This is a genomic window from Agathobaculum ammoniilyticum, from assembly GCF_025567315.1.
Taxonomy (GTDB): domain Bacteria; phylum Bacillota; class Clostridia; order Oscillospirales; family Butyricicoccaceae; genus Agathobaculum; species Agathobaculum ammoniilyticum.
On record NZ_JAOQJE010000006.1, the window covers coordinates 166,925 to 186,552 of the forward strand.

25 protein-coding genes are annotated in these 19,628 nt (G+C 59.4%); 22 read left to right on the forward strand and 3 right to left on the reverse strand.

Features of this window, described 5'->3' with window-relative positions:
* Nucleotides 1–178 precede the first annotated feature (178 nt).
* The 21 genes from recJ (at nt 179) to OCV66_RS08795 (ending at nt 17,988) form a co-directional block, all read left to right on the forward strand.
* Nucleotides 179–2,254 (forward strand): single-stranded-DNA-specific exonuclease RecJ, encoded by a 2,076-nt coding sequence (gene recJ, locus OCV66_RS08695; protein WP_054327327.1) that lies wholly within the window; start codon nt 179–181, stop codon nt 2,252–2,254.
* 19 nt (nt 2,255–2,273) lie between these two features.
* Nucleotides 2,274–4,454 carry a RelA/SpoT family protein gene (locus tag OCV66_RS08700; RefSeq protein ID WP_107632009.1) on the forward strand — a complete coding sequence of 727 codons (2,181 nt, stop codon included), beginning with the start codon at nt 2,274–2,276 and terminating at the stop codon, nt 4,452–4,454.
* 189 nt (nt 4,455–4,643) lie between these two features.
* Entirely contained in the window at nt 4,644–5,093 is a 450-nt protein-coding gene (gene dtd / locus OCV66_RS08705) for a D-aminoacyl-tRNA deacylase (protein ID WP_054327328.1), read from the forward strand.
* Nucleotides 5,094–5,112: 19 nt separating this feature from the next.
* Nucleotides 5,113–5,748 (forward strand): MBL fold metallo-hydrolase, encoded by a 636-nt coding sequence (locus OCV66_RS08710; protein ID WP_054327329.1) that lies wholly within the window; start codon nt 5,113–5,115, stop codon nt 5,746–5,748.
* Nucleotides 5,745–7,220, forward strand: a complete 1,476-nt coding sequence (gene hemZ, locus OCV66_RS08715) for a coproporphyrinogen dehydrogenase HemZ (protein WP_147574153.1) — start codon at nt 5,745–5,747, stop codon at nt 7,218–7,220. The genes OCV66_RS08710 and hemZ overlap by 4 nt, the downstream gene beginning before the upstream one ends.
* A gap of 14 nt (nt 7,221–7,234) precedes the next feature.
* Entirely contained in the window at nt 7,235–8,158 is a 924-nt protein-coding gene (locus OCV66_RS08720; protein WP_054327331.1) for a uridine kinase family protein, read from the forward strand.
* Between the two features lie 92 nt (nt 8,159–8,250).
* On the forward strand, nt 8,251–8,643 hold the full coding sequence (locus OCV66_RS08725; protein WP_147574154.1) for a hypothetical protein: 393 nt from the start codon (nt 8,251–8,253) through the stop codon (nt 8,641–8,643).
* A gap of 62 nt (nt 8,644–8,705) precedes the next feature.
* The gene (locus OCV66_RS08730; protein ID WP_107632013.1) at nt 8,706–10,331 is read left to right on the forward strand and encodes a putative polysaccharide biosynthesis protein; all 1,626 of its coding nucleotides are present in this window, start codon (nt 8,706–8,708) and stop codon (nt 10,329–10,331) included.
* Nucleotides 10,332–10,346: 15 nt separating this feature from the next.
* The gene (gene mazG, locus OCV66_RS08735) at nt 10,347–11,138 is read left to right on the forward strand and encodes a nucleoside triphosphate pyrophosphohydrolase (RefSeq protein WP_054327334.1); all 792 of its coding nucleotides are present in this window, start codon (nt 10,347–10,349) and stop codon (nt 11,136–11,138) included.
* 14 nt (nt 11,139–11,152) lie between these two features.
* Nucleotides 11,153–11,431, forward strand: a complete 279-nt coding sequence (locus tag OCV66_RS08740; protein ID WP_107632014.1) for an HU family DNA-binding protein — start codon at nt 11,153–11,155, stop codon at nt 11,429–11,431.
* A gap of 2 nt (nt 11,432–11,433) precedes the next feature.
* Nucleotides 11,434–11,676, forward strand: coding sequence for an RNA-binding S4 domain-containing protein (locus OCV66_RS08745; protein WP_054327335.1), 243 nt, complete (start codon nt 11,434–11,436; stop codon nt 11,674–11,676).
* A 68-nt stretch (nt 11,677–11,744) separates the two neighbouring features.
* Nucleotides 11,745–12,029, forward strand: coding sequence for a sporulation protein YabP (yabP, locus tag OCV66_RS08750; protein WP_054327336.1), 285 nt, complete (start codon nt 11,745–11,747; stop codon nt 12,027–12,029).
* A 7-nt stretch (nt 12,030–12,036) separates the two neighbouring features.
* A complete protein-coding gene (gene yabQ, locus OCV66_RS08755) occupies nt 12,037–12,492 on the forward strand; it encodes a spore cortex biosynthesis protein YabQ (protein ID WP_159068208.1) in 456 nt (151 codons plus the stop codon).
* Between the two features lie 46 nt (nt 12,493–12,538).
* Complete coding sequence (locus OCV66_RS08760) at nt 12,539–12,820, forward strand: FtsB family cell division protein (RefSeq protein ID WP_054327338.1); 282 nt, start codon at nt 12,539–12,541, stop codon at nt 12,818–12,820.
* 34 nt (nt 12,821–12,854) lie between these two features.
* Nucleotides 12,855–13,313 carry a S1 RNA-binding domain-containing protein gene (locus OCV66_RS08765; RefSeq protein ID WP_054327339.1) on the forward strand — a complete coding sequence of 153 codons (459 nt, stop codon included), beginning with the start codon at nt 12,855–12,857 and terminating at the stop codon, nt 13,311–13,313.
* A gap of 200 nt (nt 13,314–13,513) precedes the next feature.
* Complete coding sequence (locus OCV66_RS08770) at nt 13,514–14,686, forward strand: amidohydrolase (protein ID WP_147574155.1); 1,173 nt, start codon at nt 13,514–13,516, stop codon at nt 14,684–14,686.
* Entirely contained in the window at nt 14,683–15,525 is an 843-nt protein-coding gene (locus OCV66_RS08775; RefSeq protein ID WP_054327340.1) for a fumarate hydratase, read from the forward strand. The genes OCV66_RS08770 and OCV66_RS08775 overlap by 4 nt, the downstream gene beginning before the upstream one ends.
* 136 nt (nt 15,526–15,661) lie before the next feature.
* Nucleotides 15,662–16,189, forward strand: a complete 528-nt coding sequence (gene hpf / locus OCV66_RS08780) for a ribosome hibernation-promoting factor, HPF/YfiA family (protein ID WP_054327341.1) — start codon at nt 15,662–15,664, stop codon at nt 16,187–16,189.
* A 98-nt stretch (nt 16,190–16,287) separates the two neighbouring features.
* Entirely contained in the window at nt 16,288–16,773 is a 486-nt protein-coding gene (locus tag OCV66_RS08785) for a GNAT family N-acetyltransferase (protein WP_054327342.1), read from the forward strand.
* A gap of 20 nt (nt 16,774–16,793) precedes the next feature.
* Nucleotides 16,794–17,663, forward strand: coding sequence for a 16S rRNA (adenine(1518)-N(6)/adenine(1519)-N(6))-dimethyltransferase RsmA (rsmA, locus tag OCV66_RS08790; protein ID WP_054327343.1), 870 nt, complete (start codon nt 16,794–16,796; stop codon nt 17,661–17,663).
* A 1-nt stretch (nt 17,664) separates the two neighbouring features.
* A complete protein-coding gene (locus OCV66_RS08795; RefSeq protein WP_054327344.1) occupies nt 17,665–17,988 on the forward strand; it encodes a TfoX/Sxy family protein in 324 nt (107 codons plus the stop codon).
* An 8-nt stretch (nt 17,989–17,996) separates the two neighbouring features.
* Here OCV66_RS08795 and OCV66_RS08800 read toward each other — a convergent pair whose 3' ends face one another.
* From OCV66_RS08800 to OCV66_RS08810, 3 genes are read right to left on the reverse strand one after another with little or no spacing between them, the layout of a single operon-like run.
* Nucleotides 17,997–18,287 (reverse strand): hypothetical protein, encoded by a 291-nt coding sequence (locus tag OCV66_RS08800; protein WP_054327345.1) that lies wholly within the window; start codon nt 18,285–18,287, stop codon nt 17,997–17,999.
* Nucleotides 18,288–18,309: 22 nt separating this feature from the next.
* Complete coding sequence (locus tag OCV66_RS08805) at nt 18,310–18,687, reverse strand: hypothetical protein (RefSeq protein WP_054327346.1); 378 nt, start codon at nt 18,685–18,687, stop codon at nt 18,310–18,312.
* Nucleotides 18,688–18,699: 12 nt separating this feature from the next.
* Nucleotides 18,700–18,969: a hypothetical protein gene (locus tag OCV66_RS08810; protein WP_054327347.1), complete on the reverse strand. Its 270-nt coding sequence runs from the start codon at nt 18,967–18,969 to the stop codon at nt 18,700–18,702.
* Nucleotides 18,970–19,106: 137 nt separating this feature from the next.
* Here OCV66_RS08810 and OCV66_RS08815 point away from each other — a divergent pair, with 137 nt between their 5' ends.
* Entirely contained in the window at nt 19,107–19,619 is a 513-nt protein-coding gene (locus OCV66_RS08815) for a YfcE family phosphodiesterase (protein ID WP_161804745.1), read from the forward strand.
* Nucleotides 19,620–19,628: the final 9 nt, after the last annotated feature.

Sequence of the window (19,628 nt, forward strand, 5' to 3'; positions counted from 1 at the left end):
GCGGGGGGCGGCAACCCAAATGCGCGCCGCCAGGCAAGTTTTTTGCGAAGTGGTTTGGCAGTTTGCCGGATGGATGATAAAATTTTGTGCGAGTTTTGTGACATTTTTGTATACTCCCTTGTCCCATATCAATAATTTTGGTATAATAATGATAATCGAAAATAAATGAGGGAGTTTTATGAAAACCAAACATTGGGTGATTGCCGCGCTGGACGAGCCGCGTGTGCGCATGCTCGCCCACGATTGCGCCTGCGCGCCGTTGACCGCCGCGGTCCTTTCCGCGCGCGGGATCGATACGGCGCAGGCCGCGGAGCGTTATCTGAGCTGCGACTCCAAAGGGCTGCACGACCCGTTCCTGATGGCCGATATGGACAGGGCAGTCCAGACCGTCCGCCGCGCGCTTGAGAATAACGAGCATATCGTCGTTTACGGTGATTATGATGTGGACGGTATCACGGCGACCTGCATCATGGTGGATTATCTGCGCAGCAAAGGCGCGGTCTGCGAATATTATATCCCGAACCGTCTGAACGAAGGCTACGGCCTTTCGCGCGCGGCTATGGAGCGGCTGTATGGCCAGGGGACGCGCCTGCTGATCACGGTCGATTCCGGCATTACGGCGGACGAGGAAATCGCCGCAGCCCGCGCGCTCGGTATGAAGGTCGTGATTACCGACCACCACGAATGCCACGACAGCCTGCCCGAAGCGGACGCCGTCGTGGACTGCAAGCGCGCGGACTGCGATTATCCGTTCGGCAGCTTGGCGGGCGTGGGCGTGGCGTTCAAGTTGATCTGCGCGCTCGAGGGCGATGCCGGAACTGTGCTCGCCCGTTACGCCGATCTGCTGGCGCTCGGCACGGTAGCGGATGTGATGCCGATTGTCGGGGAGAACCGCATTATCGTCGCGGCGGGGCTGAAAAAGATGGCCGAAACCAGCAACATCGGGTTGGAAATGCTGCTGCGCGAGGCCGGCATGAAGCATAAGCGCCTGACCTCCGCTGCGATCAGCTTTGTTCTGGCGCCCCGCATCAACGCCGCGGGCCGGATGGGACAGGCCGAACTGGCTGCCGAGCTGTTCCTGACGCGCGACCCCGTGCGCGCGCAGATGCTGGCCGCAGAGCTGTGCGAACAGAACAAGCGGCGGCAGAATGAGGAAAACCAGATATTGACGCAGGCGCTTGCCCGCCTGCGCATGGAATACAATCCGCTGGAGGATAAGATCATCGTGCTGGCGGGGGAAGGCTGGCATCACGGCGTGATCGGCATTGTGTGTTCCCGCCTGTGCGACCGGTATGGATGTCCGGTCGTGTTGATCGCGCTGGACGAGGACGGGACAGGCAAAGGCTCCGGTCGGTCGGTCAAGGGCTTCAACCTGTTCGAAGCCCTGACCTCGTGCGGGGATTTGCTGCAGCGCTACGGCGGGCATGAGCTTGCCGCAGGGCTGACGGTGGACGCGGCGCATATTGAGGCGCTGCGGGAACGGCTGCGCGCCTATGCAGAAAACCATGTTTCCATGGCCGATCTGATCCCGCAGCTGCCTATCGACTGCATGATCGAGCCGGAATGGATCACGCTGGAAAATATCCAAGCGCTTTCCGTGCTCGAACCATACGGCATGCAGAATGAAGAACCGGTATTCTGCATGAAGGATCTGACCGTGGAGGAGATCACGCCCATTTCAAGCGACCGCCATGTCCGGCTGACGCTGGTAAAGGACGGGAAGCGCTGGTCGGCCATGCTGTTCGGCACGGGCGTGGGCGGACTGGGCTTTGCGCAGGGGAATATGGTCGACGCGGCGTTCCACCTGGAGATCAACGAGTTTCGGGGCCGGCGCTCGGTGCAGCTGACGCTGTGCGACGTGCGGCTGAGCGAATGCGAAAACCTTGCCGACCAAAAGCTGCTCAACCTGTATAACACCTACATGGCGGATGGCCCGCTGACCGCGCGGGAGGCGCGCATCCTGCTGCCCGACCGCAGCGATCTGGTCGCGGTATGGCGGCATATCGTGTGCCGCGCGGAGGACGGCCGCCTTTCCGTACCATCCAACGCGCTCTCACGCCGTATCGCCTGGGAAAGCCGCAGGGAGATCAATATTGGCAAGCTGTTCGTGTGTCTCGACGTGTTTTCCGAGTCGAGCCTGATCAGCTACCATTTCAAAGAGGGGATGCTCAACATCCTGCTCAAGCCTTACGAGGGTAAGGCGGATATATCGGGCTCGGTCGTCCTTGCCACGCTGCAAAGCATGGCGGGATGACAGCCGAGGGGGAAATTATATGCAGAATAAACTGGATTTTTTGATCGAGCGCGTGCAGAAACAGAATCCGCAGGCGAATATTAAAAAAATCCGCGCAGCCTATGAGTGCGCCTCCGCGGCGCACGAGGGGCAAAAGCGGAAAAACGGCGAGCCGTATATCATCCATCCGGTCTCGGTGGCCGAGATCGTGGTTGAAATGGGGCTGGATACGGATTCGATCTGCGCCGCGCTGCTGCACGACTGCATCGAGGATACGCAATTCGGCTACAAGGAGATCGAAAACAAGTTTGGCACGCCTGTCGCGGAGCTGGTGGACGGCGTTACCCGCCTGGGCATGCTGCGCTATTCCAAGGAGCAGGAGCAGTTCGAGGACCTGCGCAAGATGTTCCTCGCCATGGCCAAGGATATCCGCGTCATCCTGATCAAGCTGGCCGACCGGCTGCATAACGCGCGCACGTTCCAGTTCCTGCCCGAGCGCAAGCAGCGCGACAAGGCGCTCGAAACCATGGAGATCTATGCGCCGATCGCGCACCGGCTGGGTATGAGCCGTATCAAATGGGAGCTGGAGGACCTGTGCCTCAAGGTGCTCGACCCGATCGGCTATAACGAGATCGTCGAGGGTCTCAGGGCGCAGAGCGAGCAGCACGAGGAATTCCTCAAGGGGATACAGGAGCGCATCAGCGAGAAGCTGGCGGAGGCGCATATCCATAATACGATTTCGGCGCGCGTCAAGCATATTTATTCCATTTACCGCAAAATGTACGCCCAGCATAAGACGATCGACGAGATCTATGATATCTGCGCGGTGCGCGTGATCGTGGATACGGTGGCGGACTGCTATAATGTACTCGGCTATGTGCATGACTTGTATAAGCCTATCCCCGGACGCTTCAAGGATTATATCTCCACGCCCAAGCCCAATGGCTACCAGTCCCTGCACACCACGGTCATCGGCCGCGCGGGCATCCCGTTCGAGATACAGATCCGCACGACCGAGATGCACAAGATGGCCGAATACGGCGTCGCGGCGCACTGGAAATACAAGCAGGGCTTGGATAAAAAGGGCAACGAGGAGGCTTTCGCCTGGATCCGCCAGCTGCTCGAGGCGCAGCAGGACACCGAGGCCGAGGACTTCATCAAAAATATCAAGGTGGATCTGTTCGCGGACGAGGTGTTCGTGTTCACGCCCAAGGGCGACGTGGTCAACATGCCCGCGGGCGCGACCCCGATCGACCTAGCCTACGCCATCCATTCCGCGGTCGGCAACCGGATGACCGGCGCCAAGATCAACGGCCGCATCGCGCCGATCGACAGCCAACTGAAAAACGGCGACATCGTGGAGATCCTGACCTCCAAGGAGGCGCATGGACCCAGCCGCGACTGGGTCAAGATTGTCAAAACCACCGAGGCGCGCAACAAGATCAAGCAGTGGTTCAAAAAGGAGTGCCGTGAGGAGAATATCATCAACGGCCGCGAGGATCTGGACCGCGAGCTGCGCGCCAACCTGCTGTACAACGGCTTTTACGAGAACGAGGAAGTACAGAAGAACACGCTTAACAAGTTCTCGTTCAACACGCTCGACGAGCTGTACGCCGCCATCGGCTACGGCGGCATCACGCTGACCAAGGTCATCAACAAGGTCAAGGACGACGTGGGAAGGCTGCGCCGCCAGCGGGAGATTGCGGAGCATCAGAATCACCCCCATGTCGAACAGCAGCGCCGCACGACGCGCAGCTCGACCGGCGTGGTGGTCGAGGGGATCGACAACTGCCTGGTCAAATTCGCGCGCTGCTGCACGCCGATCCCGGGCGACGAGATCATCGGCTTTGTCACGCGCGGCTACGGCGTGTCTATCCACCGTCGGGACTGTGTCAACGTCCATGTGGCGGAGGATCCGGATCGTTGGGTAAAAGCCTGGTGGGACGAGGATCAGGTCACCGCGGACCGTGCGGGCCGGTTCTCGACCGGCCTGCAGATATCGACCCGCAGCCGTATCGGGGTGCTGAACGACGTGACGACGATCTTCGCGGTCTGCAAGATCAATGTGCATGAGATTTCGGCAAGGGATCTTAACGACGGCTACGGCGTGATCAACGCGATGGTCGACGTCGCGGGCGTACACCAGCTGGATAACCTGATCAGCCGCCTGCGGTCGATCAAGGGTGTGGTGGATGTGACGCGTACAGTGGATACAAATTGAGTATTGGATTGCGGCGTGCAGCCGCGGCCGAGAGGGCGCGGAAAGGCTTCGGGAGGCGAAACATTTCCGCATTCAGGGGAATAAAAACTGTGATATGGGTTCGCGGTTTTTATGAAAAATGCCGCTCCGCGGCATTTTTCTGTTAGAAGCTGCACGAGGTGTGCGGAATGGAAACGGAGAATAAAAGCTATGAGAGCACTCATTCAGCGCGTGACGCGCGCATCGGTGACGATCGGCAGCGCGGTGCGCGGAGAGATTGGACAGGGCTTTCTGATCCTGCTGGGCATCACGGATGGAGACACGGTGGACGACGCGGTTTATCTGGCCGACAAGACGGTTAAGCTGCGGGTGTTCACGGATGAGAACGACAAGATGAACCGCTCGCTCGCGGATGTGGGCGGTGGCATCCTCGTGGTATCGCAGTTTACCCTGTACGGGGATTGCAAAAAGGGAAACAGGCCGAGCTTTACCGCCGCGGCGCGGCCCGAAACCGCGGTCCCGCTGTACGAGGCGTTCATCGCGCGCTGTCGGCAAAGCGGCCTGCCGGTCGAAACCGGCGAGTTCGGCGCGGATATGAAGGTCGACCTGTGCAACGACGGGCCGGTCACACTATGGATGGATACCGCACAGATGCGGTGAGGGAAAGGAGAACCAGCTTATGAAAATCATGCAGCTTTGCGTGGGCATGGTCGCCACGAACTGTTATATTGTATACGATGAAAAGAGCCGCGAGGCCGCGGTGATCGACCCAGGCGACAACGCCACCTCTATCCTGAGCGCGGCGAAAAAGGAAAAGCTGGATATCAAATATGTTCTGCTGACGCACGCGCATTTTGACCATATCCTTGCCGCGCACGAGGTGCTGGCGGCAACCCATGCGCAGTATGTCGTACCCGAGGGGGATCTGTGGCTGCTCAAGCGGGAGAATATGGGTCAGTTCCGCTCGTTGGCCAGCGCCTATGTGGAGGATAAGCCGGATCTTTTGGCGAACGAGGGGACACAAGTGACGTTCGGCGGGATGACGGCGACGTATATGAACACCCCTGGCCATACGCCCGGCTCGTCGGTCATCCGGATTGGCGACTGCCTGTTCACGGGCGACACGCTGTTCCGGCATGAATGCGGCCGGTGCGACCTGGAGGGCGGTGATTTCGGGCAGATGCTGCGGTCGCTGCGGCGTCTGCACGACCTGGAGGGGGATTACAAGGTGTTGCCCGGGCATGAGGGCATCTCCTCCCTGTCCGAGGAGCGCGCGGCCAATCCCTATATGGCGCAGGCGGTTGGCAGACGATGATTTATACGCTGGAGGGACACGCGCTCAAGCATGCGGTGGAGGAAATGCTGTTCCATCTGCTCCCCACGGCGGCGCTTGCGCGGGCGGATGCCGTGGATGCGGCGGACGGGACGGGGGACTATTGCCGGAGCGTCCTGACCGAAGTGGACGGCAGGGCGCGGGCTTGCGCCGACGTCCGCATCGGCGGCGTAACGCGTCGCAGCGAGCGGTGCGCGTCGGTTCAGGGGCTTGCGCCGATTGCTTATAAACGCACGGTCACCGAGCTGGTCAAGACGACCGTGTACGAGGCTGTGGTGCCGTCGCTTGCCCAGCCGCCCGTATGGGGCAGCCTGACCGGCGTGCGCCCCGCCAAGCTCGCGCGCGGGCTGATCGAGCGGGGGATGGCGCGCGGCGAGGCGGCAGAGTACCTGCGGGAGCACTTCCATGTTTCGCCGGAGCGCACGGCGCTGACCATACGCGCGGCCGCAACGGCGATAGAGATGGATAAGCGGATGGGCGAAAAGGATATTTCCCTTTATGTCGGTATCCCGTTTTGCCCGTCGCGGTGCTATTACTGCTCGTTTGTATCTTCCGCGACCGCGCAGTCCGGCCACCTGATCGAGCCGTACCTGGAAACGCTGTGCCGTGAGATCAGAGAGACCGCCGCGCTGGTGCGCGAGGCGGGCCGGCGGGTGCAGAGCGTGTATATCGGCGGCGGCACGCCGACCACGCTGGACGAGAACCAGCTCTCGCGCCTGCTTGACACACTTGAACAAAGCTTTGATTTTTCCGGACTTTGTGAATATACTGTGGAAGCGGGGCGTCCGGATACGATCACACAGGGCAAGCTGCGCGTGTTGCGCGCGGCGGGCGTGGGACGGGTCAGCATCAACCCGCAGTCCATGGACGACGCGGTGCTGGCCGCGATCGGGCGCAGGCACGTGGCGTGCGATGTGCTGCGCGCCTATGACGAGGCGCGGCGGGCGGGCTTTGCTGGCATCAACATGGATGTGATCGCGGGGCTGTCCGGCGATACGCCGGACAGCTTCGCCCGAACGGTGGATACCTTGATCGGCCTTGCGCCGGAGAATATCACGGTACATACGCTGGCCATCAAGCGAGGGGCGGATCTGACGGATAAGCAGGCCGCCGCCGCACAGCGCGAGGCGGTGGCGCGTATGCTGGACGGCGCCTCGCGCGCGCTGCAGGGCGCGGGCTACGGCCCGTATTACCTGTACCGGCAGAAATTCACCACCGGCGGCTTTGAGAATGTCGGCTGGTGTCGGCCGGGGACCGAATGCTTCTACAATGTGGCCATGATGGAGGAGCTGCAAACCATTTTGTCGCTCGGCGCGGGCGGCGTTTCCAAGCGCGTCGAGCGGGACACGGGCTGGATCGAGCGAACGAACAACCCCAAGTATCCGCTCGAATACATTCGGGCGGCGGACCGGCTCGCCGGTGGTAAGCGTAAATTGCTTTTCCCAAAGCAGTAAGGAGGAACACGGCTATGGCGGAATACACACTCAAATATATCAACCACCGCGCGCGGTACGATGCGGCCGACTTTATCGCGGAATGTGAACGGACGTACCATGCGCAGGTGGATCAGGTGGCGGAGGAAATCGCGGAAAACAGCCGTCAGAAGCCGATCGTGCTGATCAACGGCCCCTCCTCGTCCGGAAAGACCACGACCAACGACCGGATCGGCCGCGCGCTGGAAAAACGCGGCATCCATGCGGAGATGATCTCGATGGACGATTATTACCGCACGGTCGGCAGCTATGACATCCCGCCGGACACGGAAAACGGCGTGCCTGACCTGGAAAGTCCGGAATGTATGGATCTGCCGCTGCTGAGCCAGCATTTGACCCAGCTGGTCGCAGGAGAGGAAATCGACCTGCCCCGTTTTGATTTTGAAACGCGTACTTCAATCCCGCACGCGCGTTCGCTGCGTCTGGATCCGGACGAGGTCGTGCTGATCGAGGGGATCCACTCGTTCAATCCGGTCATCATGGGGGATCTCGCGCACGCGGCGACCGGCGTTTACCTGTCCGTGGCAAGCGCGGTCGTCCCCAAGGAGGGGGCGCGGGTCGAGCCGTATATGCTCCGCTTCCTGCGGCGGGCTATGCGGGACAGCCTGTTCCGCAATTCGCCAGTCGAGGACACGCTGCGCCAGTGGAACTCAGTGCGGCGCGGAGAAAAGCTGTATATCGCGCCGCATCGCGGGCAGGCCAACCTGACGGTGGACACCTTCCTGCCGTATGAGCTCAATATACTCATGCAGTATTTGGCGCCCAAGCTCCGCCTGCATCGGGAGGAGCTTGGCAGGGCGGGTCTCGTGCCGGTCGGCGCGGTGCTTGATCAGGTAGCGCCGATCGATTATACGGATTTTATCCCCGAGGATTCGGTATTGCACGAGTTTATTGGGTAAAATACAGGCGCGCTTGCTTTTTATAGGGCTATGCAGTATAATAAAATGCAATATAGCGGGGCGGACAGTCCCGTTGGAAGGAGCGAGGACCCATGGATGCAAAAATGCAGACGTTTTTGGAAAAGGTCAAGGTAATGGCGGATAAGACCAGCAAAGCGGCTGGCCGCGCGGCGGATGCCGCCGGAAAGAAAGCGACCGAGCTTGCCAGCGCGACGCGGATCAACCTCCAGATTTTTGATCTGAATACCGAATGCGAGGTGCTGTTCAAAGAGATCGGCAGAATGGTGTATGAGCTGCATCGGGGAACAGAGGTCTCTAACGAGGAAATGGATCAGAAGATCGATTTGGTGGATGAGAAGCAGGCCAGGATTGCCGCGCTGCGCGAGGAGCTTGCAGGCATGAAGTCGGTCGTGACCTGCCCGCACTGCGGGCGTCCGTGCAGCAGGGAGGATGCGTTTTGCTCCGGCTGCGGCGGCGCGCTGTGAGCGCATATTTTAGAGCGCCCTGCCATACCGTACAATAAGAAAAGACAAAGGGCGTGTAGCGTTTGCAGCGAAAAAAACAGAATTTTGTGCAGGGCGCGGTCATCCTGATGGCGGCGAGCCTGATCGTCAAGGTGATCGGCGCGTTTTTCCAGATACCGCTCCAAAACCTGATCGGCGGGGAGGAATCCCCAGCGTTTGGCATGTTCAGCGCGGCTTACCGGATATACACCGCGATGCTGATGATTTCGACGGTCGGCCTGCCGGCGGCGCTGTCCAAGATGGTGGCGGAGGCTACGGCCTGCGGGCGCGAGCATGAGGTGCGGCGTATCGTTCGCGTCGCGGGTAGCATTTTTGTGCCGGTCGGCGCGCTGTGTTCGGTCGCGCTGTTTTTTGGCGCGGGTACGTTTGCGGAATGGATCAAAAGCGCAGATGCGCGGCTTGCCGTTATGGCGATCGCGCCGAGCGTGCTGATGGTGGCCATCCTTTCCGTGTTTCGCGGTTATTACCAGGGGCGGTCCAATATGGTGCCGACAGCGGTTTCCCAAGTCATTGAGGCGATGGGTAAGCTGTTTGTTGGCCTTGGCCTTGCCTACTATGCGATGGGGCAGGGCTACAGCGATCCGGTGGTAGCGGCAATGACCGTGCTGGGCGTAACGCTGGGCGAGGTCGTGGCGGCGGCGTATATGCTGGCGCAGGCGGCGGTAACGCGCCGCAGAGCGACGCCCGTGCGCATTTTGAACGATGCGGTGCGTCCTGCGGGGGAACTGGCGAAGGTTTTGCTTTCCCTGTCCATCCCCATTACGATCAGTTCGGCGGTCATGAGCCTGACCGACCTGATCGACGTTGCGCTGATTTCCGCGCGGCTGCAAAGCCCAGCGGTGGGGATGACGGCCAAGCAGGCGATGGCGACCTACGGCATTTACACCGGCCAGGCCATCAATTTCTTCAACCTGCCGCAGACGCTGATCACGGCGCTGGCGGTCAGCGTGCTGCCGACGATTGCCAGCGCGCGCGCGGCGCAGAATTTTACCAAAGTGTCCAAAACGCTTTCCACTTCGCTGCGGCTGACCATGATCATCACTTTGCCGGCAGGCACAGGGTTCCTCGTTCTATCCGAGCCGATCCTGCGGCTGCTCTACCATTCGGGGACGGAAACCGGAGGCCGGCTGATGGCGATTTTAGGCTTTGCCGTACCCGCTGTGGCGCTGGTCGCGATCACAAACGCTACCCTGCAGGCGTTCGGGCGGATTGACCTGCCGCTGGTTTCGATGTTCCTCGGCGCGCTGGTCAAAATGTTCGGGGATTATTATCTGATCGGGGATCCGCGGTTCGGTATCGCGGGAGCGCCGATCAGTACGGCCGTGTGCTACTGGCTGATTGCGCTGCTGAATCTGTTCCACATCGCAAGGCTGTCCCATGCGCTGCCCCCGCTGGGCAAAACCGTGGGCAGGCCGCTTGCCGCAACGGCTGGCATGGGGGCGGCGACTTATATCTGCTTTACCGTGCTGACGCGGGCGCTTGGCGCGGCGCCGGGTTCGGCAGTGGATAAGCTGAGCACGCTCGTGTCGATCCTTGTAGCGGTGGCGGTATACGGCGTTTTGCTGCTGGCGTTGCACGCGGTTGACCGCGAGGATGTGCAGCTTCTGCCAAAAGGGGAAAAAATTGCCAACCTTTTGCGTTTAAAATGACAGGAAGTGTAGAAAATGGTTGATTTTCAAAAGAAAGAGCAGTATAATTTTAACGATCTGTTGCGGATCATGGAAATACTCCGCGCGCCGGACGGATGCATGTGGGATCGGGAACAGGATCACCGGTCGATCCGCCGCAATTTTATTGAGGAGACCTATGAGGTCTGTGAGGCGATCGACGAGGAGGATACCGAACACCTGAAGGAAGAGCTGGGCGACGTATTGCTGCAGGTCGTTTTTCACACGCAGATGGAAAAGGAAAAGGGCGTGTTTGACATCAATGATGTGGCGGACGGCATCTGCAAAAAGCTGATTTACCGCCATCCGCATATTTTCGGTGATGTCAAGGTGGGCTCCTCGGAGGAGATCCTGAGCAATTGGGACGACCTCAAGCGCAAGGAGAAGCACCAGGAAACCGATACCTCCGCGCTTGCCAGCGTGGCCAAAAGCCTGCCGGGTCTGATCCGCGCGGAAAAAATCCAGAAGAAGGCCGCTAAGGTGGGGTTCGACTGGGATGGGGCGGACGGAGCGCTGGAAAAGGTCGAGGAGGAGCTTGCCGAGGTACGGCGGGCGCTCGCAGGCGACGGCGATATCGAGGAGGAACTGGGCGACCTGCTGTTCGCGGTCGTCAATGTGGCGCGCCATAAAAAGGTGGACGCCGAGCGCGCGGTGGAAAAGACCTGCGACAAGTTCATCCATCGGTTCGGTTTTATGGAACGGCAGGCAAAAGAAGAGAACAAAGTGCTGTCCGACTTGTCGCTGGCAGAAATGGACTCGCTTTGGAATAGATCAAAAGAAAAGGTATAAACGGAGGTATAAGCATGAAAAAAAGCGAATTCGTCACGCTGGTTGCGGAAAAAACCGGCCTCTCCAAAAAGGATACAGAAAAGACGATCGACGCTGTCTTCGCCGCGATGGGCGATGTGATGGCGCAGGGAGATAAGCTGCAGATGAGCGGCTTCGGTACGTTTGAGACCAAGGTGCGCGCTGCGCGCACGGGTCACAACCCGCGCACCGGCGAGGCGATCGAAATCGCGGCCGCGACCATTCCGGTATTCAAGCCCGGCAAGGCGCTCAAGGATAAGGTGGACACGAAGTAACCGTGAGGCTGGATAAATATCTCAAGGTTTCCCGACTGATCAAGCGCCGAACGGTAGCGAACGACGCCTGCGACGCGGCGCGGATCACAGTGAACGGCAAACCGGCAAAGGCATCCTACCAGGTGAAAACAGGCGATGTTATCGAGATTGCGTTCGGACAGCGCACGATGAAAGTCGAAGTACTCGAGATCGCGGAGCACGCGCTGAAAGCGGATGCGGCCGCGATGTATCGGGAAATCCCGTAATAAAAACATCCCGCCCCTTCATATAGTGAAGGGAGCGGGATGTTTTTTATGAGAGGGAGGGACTGCATATGGCAGCCGACGAACGCAACAGGGAAATGCCGCATACCGTTATTCTGGAGGGCAGGGAGAAGCTTTCGATCTCCGGCGTGGTGGATGTGCAGAGCTTTGACGAGGACCAGGTATTGCTGGAGACCGTGCGCGGGATGCTGGTCGTGCGGGGGCAGGGCCTGCATGTCGAGCGGTTGCAGCTGGAAGCAGGCGAGCTGATTGTGGAGGGCGAGGTTGGCTGCCTGGAATATGACGACAGCGTACAGCCGCGCGGCGGTTTTTTCAGCCGTCTGTTCGGCGGGTGAACGCGGCATGACGGTACCGATGCAGGCACAGTTCCTGCTGGGGCTGCAAAGTATTTTACTGGGCGCGTCCCTGGGGCTTTTTTATGATATTCTGCGGGCGTTTCGGGTGTATTTTTCGGCCGGGCGCCTGGCTACCGCATTGTATGACCTTGTGTTCTGGCTGGTCCTGCTGGCGGCTTTTTTCGAATTCAGCCTGGTTTTTGCGATGGGGCAGAGCCGCTGGTATGTACTTGCGGGGGCGTGCGTCGGCGCGGGAATTTATTTTTTTCTGCTCAGCGGGCTGGTGCAGGGGGCGCTGCGGCTTGTGCTGGATTTGGCCGCGCGGCTGTGCGGCCTGTTCGTCACAGCGGGGGAAAAGGCGCGCGGGCTTGCGGGTAAAGCTGGTTTACCGGAAAAAATTCGCTCTTTTACAAAAAAGTTTGCGAAACCCTCTTCCATTTTTCGCAGGAAAGGTATAAAATAAAACTCGAATTAGTCTGGGCCAAGGGAAGATGGAGCGAGGTGTCCGAATGTCCAAGCGCAAAGCGCCGGTCTGGGTCAAAATCCTGATGCTGGCCTTTTTGCTGTATGCCGTGGTGACAATCATCAGCCTGCATGCACAAATTGCGGATAAACGTGCGGAGCTGGATTCGCTCAATATGCGTGTCGAGGAATACGAGGCTGCAAATGAAGCGCTCCGGCAGGAGATGCAGAACGGCATTTCGGAAGCAGACATCAGCGAGATCGCCCGTACCGAGCTCAGCTATGCAGAACCGGGAGAACGTGTCTTTGTGGACACATCCAGCAGGTAAAAGGGAAACAAATAACGGAGGCAAAACAATTTATATGGATTTGGCAGTGGGAGCGATCGTAGAGGGTAAAGTGACCGGTATCACGAAGTTCGGCGCGTTTGTCGCCCTGCCCGAAGGGAAGTCGGGCATGGTGCATATCTCCGAGGTTGCGGCGAGCTTTGTCAGCGACATCAAGGACTTTCTGCAGGAAGGCCAGCAGGTCAAGGTGAAAATCATTAATATCGACCAGGCGGGCCGCATCAATTTGTCCATCAAAAAGGCACAGCCGCAGGAGTCACGTCCGGAACGCGCCGGCGGCGCCGCGCCACGGCAGCCGCGGTTCCAGCAGCGTTCCAGCCAGGCGCCGCGCGGCAGAACGCCGCAGCCGCCCAAGGACCCCGCGACCATGAGCTTTGAGGATAAGCTCAAGGCGTTCATGTCCGACAGCGAGAGCCGGCAGGCCGACGTGCGCCATGCGACCGACCGCAAAAACGGATCGCGCCGCCGCCGATAAACACATAAAACCGAGGGCGACCTCGGTTTTGTTTTTATTCCGCAGGGCAAAAAAACGCGCCCTTTCCTGCGAAAGGGCGCCAAAAGTAGGATTGTGGGGATAAAGATATGAACGGTGCATGGCAGTTCTCTCAACTGCCATAATCAATATAGCATAATTTACAATAAATGTCAATTGCTTTTTTGAGGGAAAGGACGGAAATGGAAGAAATACTTCTGAAAAACTGCACGTTTCTGACGATGGATGAATCGAATCCGCGTTTTTTCGGATGGATTTGGATGAAAAACGGGAAGATTGTGTCGATGGGAACGGACGAGCCGCCCGCCTGCGGTCAGGTGGTTGACGGGCGCGGCGGCGTGGTGACACCCGGTCTGATCGACATTCATTCCCACCTCGGTCTGTATGAAGACGGGCTGGGCTTTGAGGGCGCGGACGGGAACGAGGATACCGACCCCGTTACGCCGCACCTGCGCGCGATCGATGGGGTAAACCCATTGGACCGTGGCTTCCGCGAAGCTGTCGAGGCGGGGGTGACAACGGTCGCGGTCAGCCCAGGCAGCGCCAACCCGATCGGCGGGCAGATCGCGCTGCTCAAGACGGCCGGCCGGCGCATCGACGATATGGTGCTCAAAGCGCCGCTCGCGATCAAGTTTGCGCTGGGTGAGAACCCCAAGTCGGTCTATCACGACAAGGATGAAGCGCCGGTTACCCGCATGGCGACCGCGGCGCTCATCCGCGAGCAGCTTTACAAAGCAAGGGAATACCTGTTGCGGATGGAGCGCGCGGAAAAAGAGCCGGAGGAGGACAAGCCGGACTACGATATCAAGCTGGAGGCGTTGCTGCCGCTGCTGCGGGGCGAAGCGGAGGCGCACTTCCATGCGCACCGCGCGGACGATATTTTTACCGCGCTGCGGATTGCCGGGGAGTTCGGCCTGAAAGCCGTGATTATCCACGGTACGGAGGCGCATCTGGTCGCCGACCTTTTGGCAGGGGAGCAGGTGCCGGTCGTTTGCGGGCCGTATATGACCGACCGCTCCAAGCCCGAGCTCAGGAACCTGACGGACGAGGCGCCGGCCCTGCTGTGCAGGGCGGGGATTGAGACTGCGATTACCGTGGACCATCCCGAGATACCTCTCCGCCTGCTGCCCGTGGCGCTGTTGCTGGCTGTGCGGGAGGGGATGGACAGGACGGACGCGCTCCGCGCGGTGACAACCGTTCCGGCGCGCATTGCGGGCATGGAGCAACGGATCGGAATGCTCCGCACGGGGATGGACGCGGACTGCGTCCTGTGGAGCGGGGAACCGCTGGATTTTACAAGCCAGGTGCAGGCCGTGTTCATCAACGGCGCGCCGGAATACAGGAGGACGGTATGAGAACGATCGATGTTTCGGAAGTCACGTGGCTGGTGCGTCGGCTCTGCATGGAAGCGAATTACTATCTGCCCGCGGATCTGCGGCAGGCTTTCGTCCGTGGGCAGAAAGCGGAACAGTCCCCGCTGGGGAAAGAAATTTTCGGGGAGATGCTCGCAAACTGCGATCTGGCAAGGCGGAATGATGTGCCGGTCTGCCAGGACACTGGCATGGCGATTGTGTTCGCGGAGGTGGGACAGGAAGTACACCTGACCGGCGGGGCGTTTGAGGACGCGGTCACGGAGGGGGTGCGCCGTGGGTATATCGACGGGTATCTGCGGCTTTCCGTGGTCGGAGACCCGCTGCGGCGTGAGAATACCAACGATAATACCCCCTGTGTGCTGTATACTTCAATCGTGGCGGGGGATAAGATCAAGATTACGGTCGCCCCGAAGGGCTTTGGATCGGAGAATATGAGCGCGATGAAAATGTTTACGCCGGCCGCGACCAGGGAGCAGATTGTGGATTTTATCGCGGACGCATGCATCCGCGCAGGGTCCAACCCCTGCCCGCCGATCGTAATCGGCGTGGGGCTGGGCGGCACCTCGGACAAGGCGGCGTACTTGGCAAAGCGCGCCCTGCTCCGGCCGGTGGACCGGCGGAACGAAGACCCGATGTACGCGGAAATGGAGCGGGCAGTGCTGGATAAGGTCAATGCGTCCGGCGTGGGTCCCCAGGGGCTTGGCGGAACGGTGACCGCGCTTTCCTGCGCGATCGAGCCGTTCGGCACGCATATCGCGGGCCTGCCCTGCGTGGTGAACATTTCCTGCCATGTGACCCGACACGCGGAAGGGGAATTGTGACCGCGTTGGGGAAAATGCTGAACAGTTTGTGAATTTGTGTAAAATCTATTGGACAATTTCACCTAAGACGTGGTATACTAATTATAGCAAATTCCCATAAGTATCTTGGGCAACCCGCCCGATAGGAGATGATGTTATGAAGTTCACCATCGTCGAGAGAAAAATGAAAATCGATGACGACCTGCGCCAGTATGCGCTGCGCAAAGTCGAGAAGCTGGATCGGTACTTCCATCAGGATTCAGATACCACGCTGACTTTCAGCGAGCTGCGCGGCAAACAGACGGTAGAAATTACGGTGCGCCAGACAGGTCTGGTCGTCCGCGCCGAGGAGACGACAACCGATATGTTCGCCTCGGTCGACGGTGCGGTCAGCAGCATTGAGCGGCAGATCCGCAAGCATAAGACCCGCCTGGAAAAGCGCCTGCGCGAGGGTGCGTTCGATAAGATCGCCGAGCAGCAGGCTGCGCTTTCCGAGGAGGATTTCGATATCGTGCGCCGCAAGCGCTTTGAGGTCAAGCCCATGAGCGTGGACGAGGCGATCCTGCAGATGAACCTGCTCGACCATCAGTTTTATTTTTTCCGCAATGCGGATAACGATAATATCCATGCGGTCGTATACAAGCGCGCCGCAGGCGGTTATGGCCTGATCGAGGGTGAGGAATAAGCTGCTTAAAAAGGGCAGTTTGAAATGAATTGAGACATTAAAAATAAAAAAGCCGGCGGCGTTCTGCCGTCGGCCTTTTTGTTGGACGGAGTGATAAAATGAGAATCATGGAGCCTGAAAGCCGACCGCAGGCGCTGATAAGGCAGCTTTTAACGGTGTGGGAAGGTGCGGTCAAACAGACCCATTTGTTTTTGTCCGCTGAGGAAATTGAGAAGATCAAACAATATGTTCCACAAGCACTGCGGGTGGTTCCACATTTAGTCGTTTTGGAAAACAGGGATGGCGTGCCTGTTGCGTTTATGGGCATAGAGGAACGAAATCTGGAAATGCTGTTCGTTGCACCAGAGCAAAGGGGACAAGGCTGGGGGAAAAGCTTGATAGAGTATGGGGTGGAGCGGTATGGTATTGAAACGGTAGGAGTAAACGAGCAGAATCCACAGGCAAGGGGATTTTACGAGCATCTGGGCTTTGTGGTCTATGAGCGGAAGAACCACGACGAGCAGGGGAATCCCTATCCGATTTTATATATGAGGCGCTCCAGCGCTGCTGAAAGCGGCTGGGAAACGGGAATAGCGCAGGAATAACAGATAGTGGGGTGTGCGCAATGAACCTTTGTGACATTGATACCATACGGGCGGTTTTGGGACGGCATGGCTTCCGCTTTTCCAAGTCGCTGGGACAAAACTTCCTGACGGATGAAACCGTGCCGCGCCGGATTGCGGAAATGAGCGGTGCGGGGGAAACGGGGAACGCGGTCGAAATTGGCCCGGGCATGGGCTGTCTGACCGCCGAGCTGTGCCGCAGGGCGGACAGAGTGGTCGCGGTCGAGCTTGACCGCGCGCTGCTGCCCGTGTTGGGGGAGACGCTGGCGGGATATGATAATTTCGAGGTCGTGCAGGGCGATGTGCTTCAGATTGACCTGGCCGCGCTGTGTCGGGAAAAATTTGGCGAGGCTCAGGCAGTGGCCTGCGCCAATCTGCCATATTACATCACTACGCCGGCCATCACAGCCCTGCTGGAAAGCGGAGCCTTCCAAAAGATCACCGTCATGGTACAGAAAGAGGTTGCGCAGCGCATCTGCGCCGCGCCGGGTACGGCGGCGTATTCTGCGTTTTCCATTTATGTGCAGTATCATGCGGAGGCCGCGCTGCTGTTCGACGTGCCGGCGGATTGTTTCGTGCCGAAGCCCAAGGTGGATTCCGCAGTAATACAACTAACGCCGCGCACCCAGCCGCCGGTCGCAGTGCGCAATGAAAAGCTGTATTTCGCACTTGTGCGGGCGGCGTTCAACATGCGCCGGAAAACGCTGGTCAACGCGCTGGGACCGGTGCTCGGCAGCGCAATGGGCAAGGAGGAGATCACAGAGCTGATCCAATCGGTAGGGCTGGACGCGCGTGTGCGCGGCGAGCGGCTCAGCCTTGCGGAATACGCCGCGCTGTCCAACGCCGCGGAGGGACGCCTGAAAGGGAGATAACATGGCATCCAGCCTGGAATTTGTAAATTATGTATGCGACCAGCTTTCCGGTGCGGGGACGATCACCTGGAAGCGTATGTTCGGTGAATTCGGCCTGTGGTGCGACGGAAAGTTTTTCGCCACGGTCGAGGACGATATGCTGTGCCTGAAAATCACGGACGCGGGGCGGGCATTGCTGCCCGAAGCGCGTATCGTGGAGCCGCACGAGGGCGCGCGCCTCCTCTATGTCGAGGAGCTGGACGACCGCGCGCGCATGGCCGAGTTGGTGCGGCAGACCTGTGCGGCGCTGCCGGAGCCAAAGCCGCGCAGGAAAAAGGGTATCTGACCTATGTGTCAGATACCCAGGATAAGCAGGGCGCCGATCAGGAGAAGCTGCTCCCAATCGATCTCCTCTCCGTCTTTCAAAAGGAACCAGACGATGACGAGTACGATGATGGTGTCCATGTCGAGCTTGATGTTTTGCAGGCGTCCGGACAGGCCGCGCGACAGGTCGGTAAACACGGACGCCGTCTGCGAACTGGCTCCGCTGCGGCTCCGGTCTGCGGGGGTCTGACCGGACGGCGGCTCTTTATGTAGCGGCGGGGCGTCGTCGGCTTCCGCAGCGGCGAGATAGCGGTTATACAAGCGGCTTCGCTTCCTTTCTGGTTCAGAGTGATTGAGTGCCGTCGTCGGAGGAGGTGCCGCCGGATTGGCCCAGCTGTCCCAGCACAGTGCGCGCGATGCGCGCTATGCTGACCAGCCGCATCGCATGGTCGAACTGCCCGGCAACCTCGTCCGTGACAAAGGGCTTTACCGCGTTGAGCAGGACGCGCTTTTCCGGTTTGACCGCGCCCTGCCCGCTTTGGAGGATGGTGCTGATGACCGGCAGCGCGCGCTCCATCAGCTCCGCGGAGGGGTCGTAATCCTTGCTGGCAGGGGCGCCGGCCGGCTGCTGGGGGCTTCCCAGCATATCGGAAACGGTTTTCATTGCGTTCTGTAGCGCATCAGGATCGTTCAGCAGGGAGGACAGCATATCGTTGTCCATGCGGGTACCTCCTTATTTCTGGAACAGCTTTTTGAGCTGCGCCGCGAGCGTAGTACCCTCATGCGACTGCATGAGCTTTTGCGCGAGCATCGCCGCCTCCCGCATATCGCCGCGCTGCGCGGCCTGCGCGGCGCGCTCCAGATCGGCCGCGTGCTGGGCGGAAATGATCTGCGCGGCCTTCTTTCCGTCCGGCGTGTTCAGCGCCGTGCGGAGCTGATCGACCGCCTGGGGGTTGCCGGCTTGCTCTGCAAGGCGGCGTAAAATTTCATTTTGATCGGGCATAGTTCCCATCCCTTTCCTGGTTTCGTTACTGCCAGTATATGCGGCAAATGGAAAAATGTGATGCAGTGGGTTTACAAGTGGGCCGCGCCGGTGTAAAATACTGCTATATGTGTCGCGGCGAAAGGGGCGAAAACACGTTGAATATATTGGTTTTTGCCGATTCACATGGACGGAATATCGCTATGGCCGCAGCGGTCGAGCGGGAGAAGCCGGACGCGGTCATCCACCTGGGCGACTATGCGGACGACGCGCGGGAGCTGGAGCGGCTTTTCCCGATGCTGCCGGTCTATCGGGTGCGCGGCAATAACGATTATAAGCCGGACGTTGCGCAGTATGCGGTAATCACGCCGGACAACCTGCCAATCTATATCACGCACGGGCATAAGGAGCGGGTATCCATGCTGGCCTGCGGCATCCTGCCGCAGCGGGCACGGGAAGAGGGCTGTTTGGTGGCGCTATACGGTCACACCCACCGCATGCTGCTGGAGCGGATAGACGGTGTGCTGGTCTGCAACCCAGGCAGCATCAGCCTGCCGCGCGGCGGTCCGGCAAGTTATGCGCGCCTGACGATTGAAAATGCACAGCTTCGCGCAGTTACGCTGCTCGATGAGGACGGCGGGCTGATCCGGCGCGATAAATTCAGACAATAAGGGGAAACG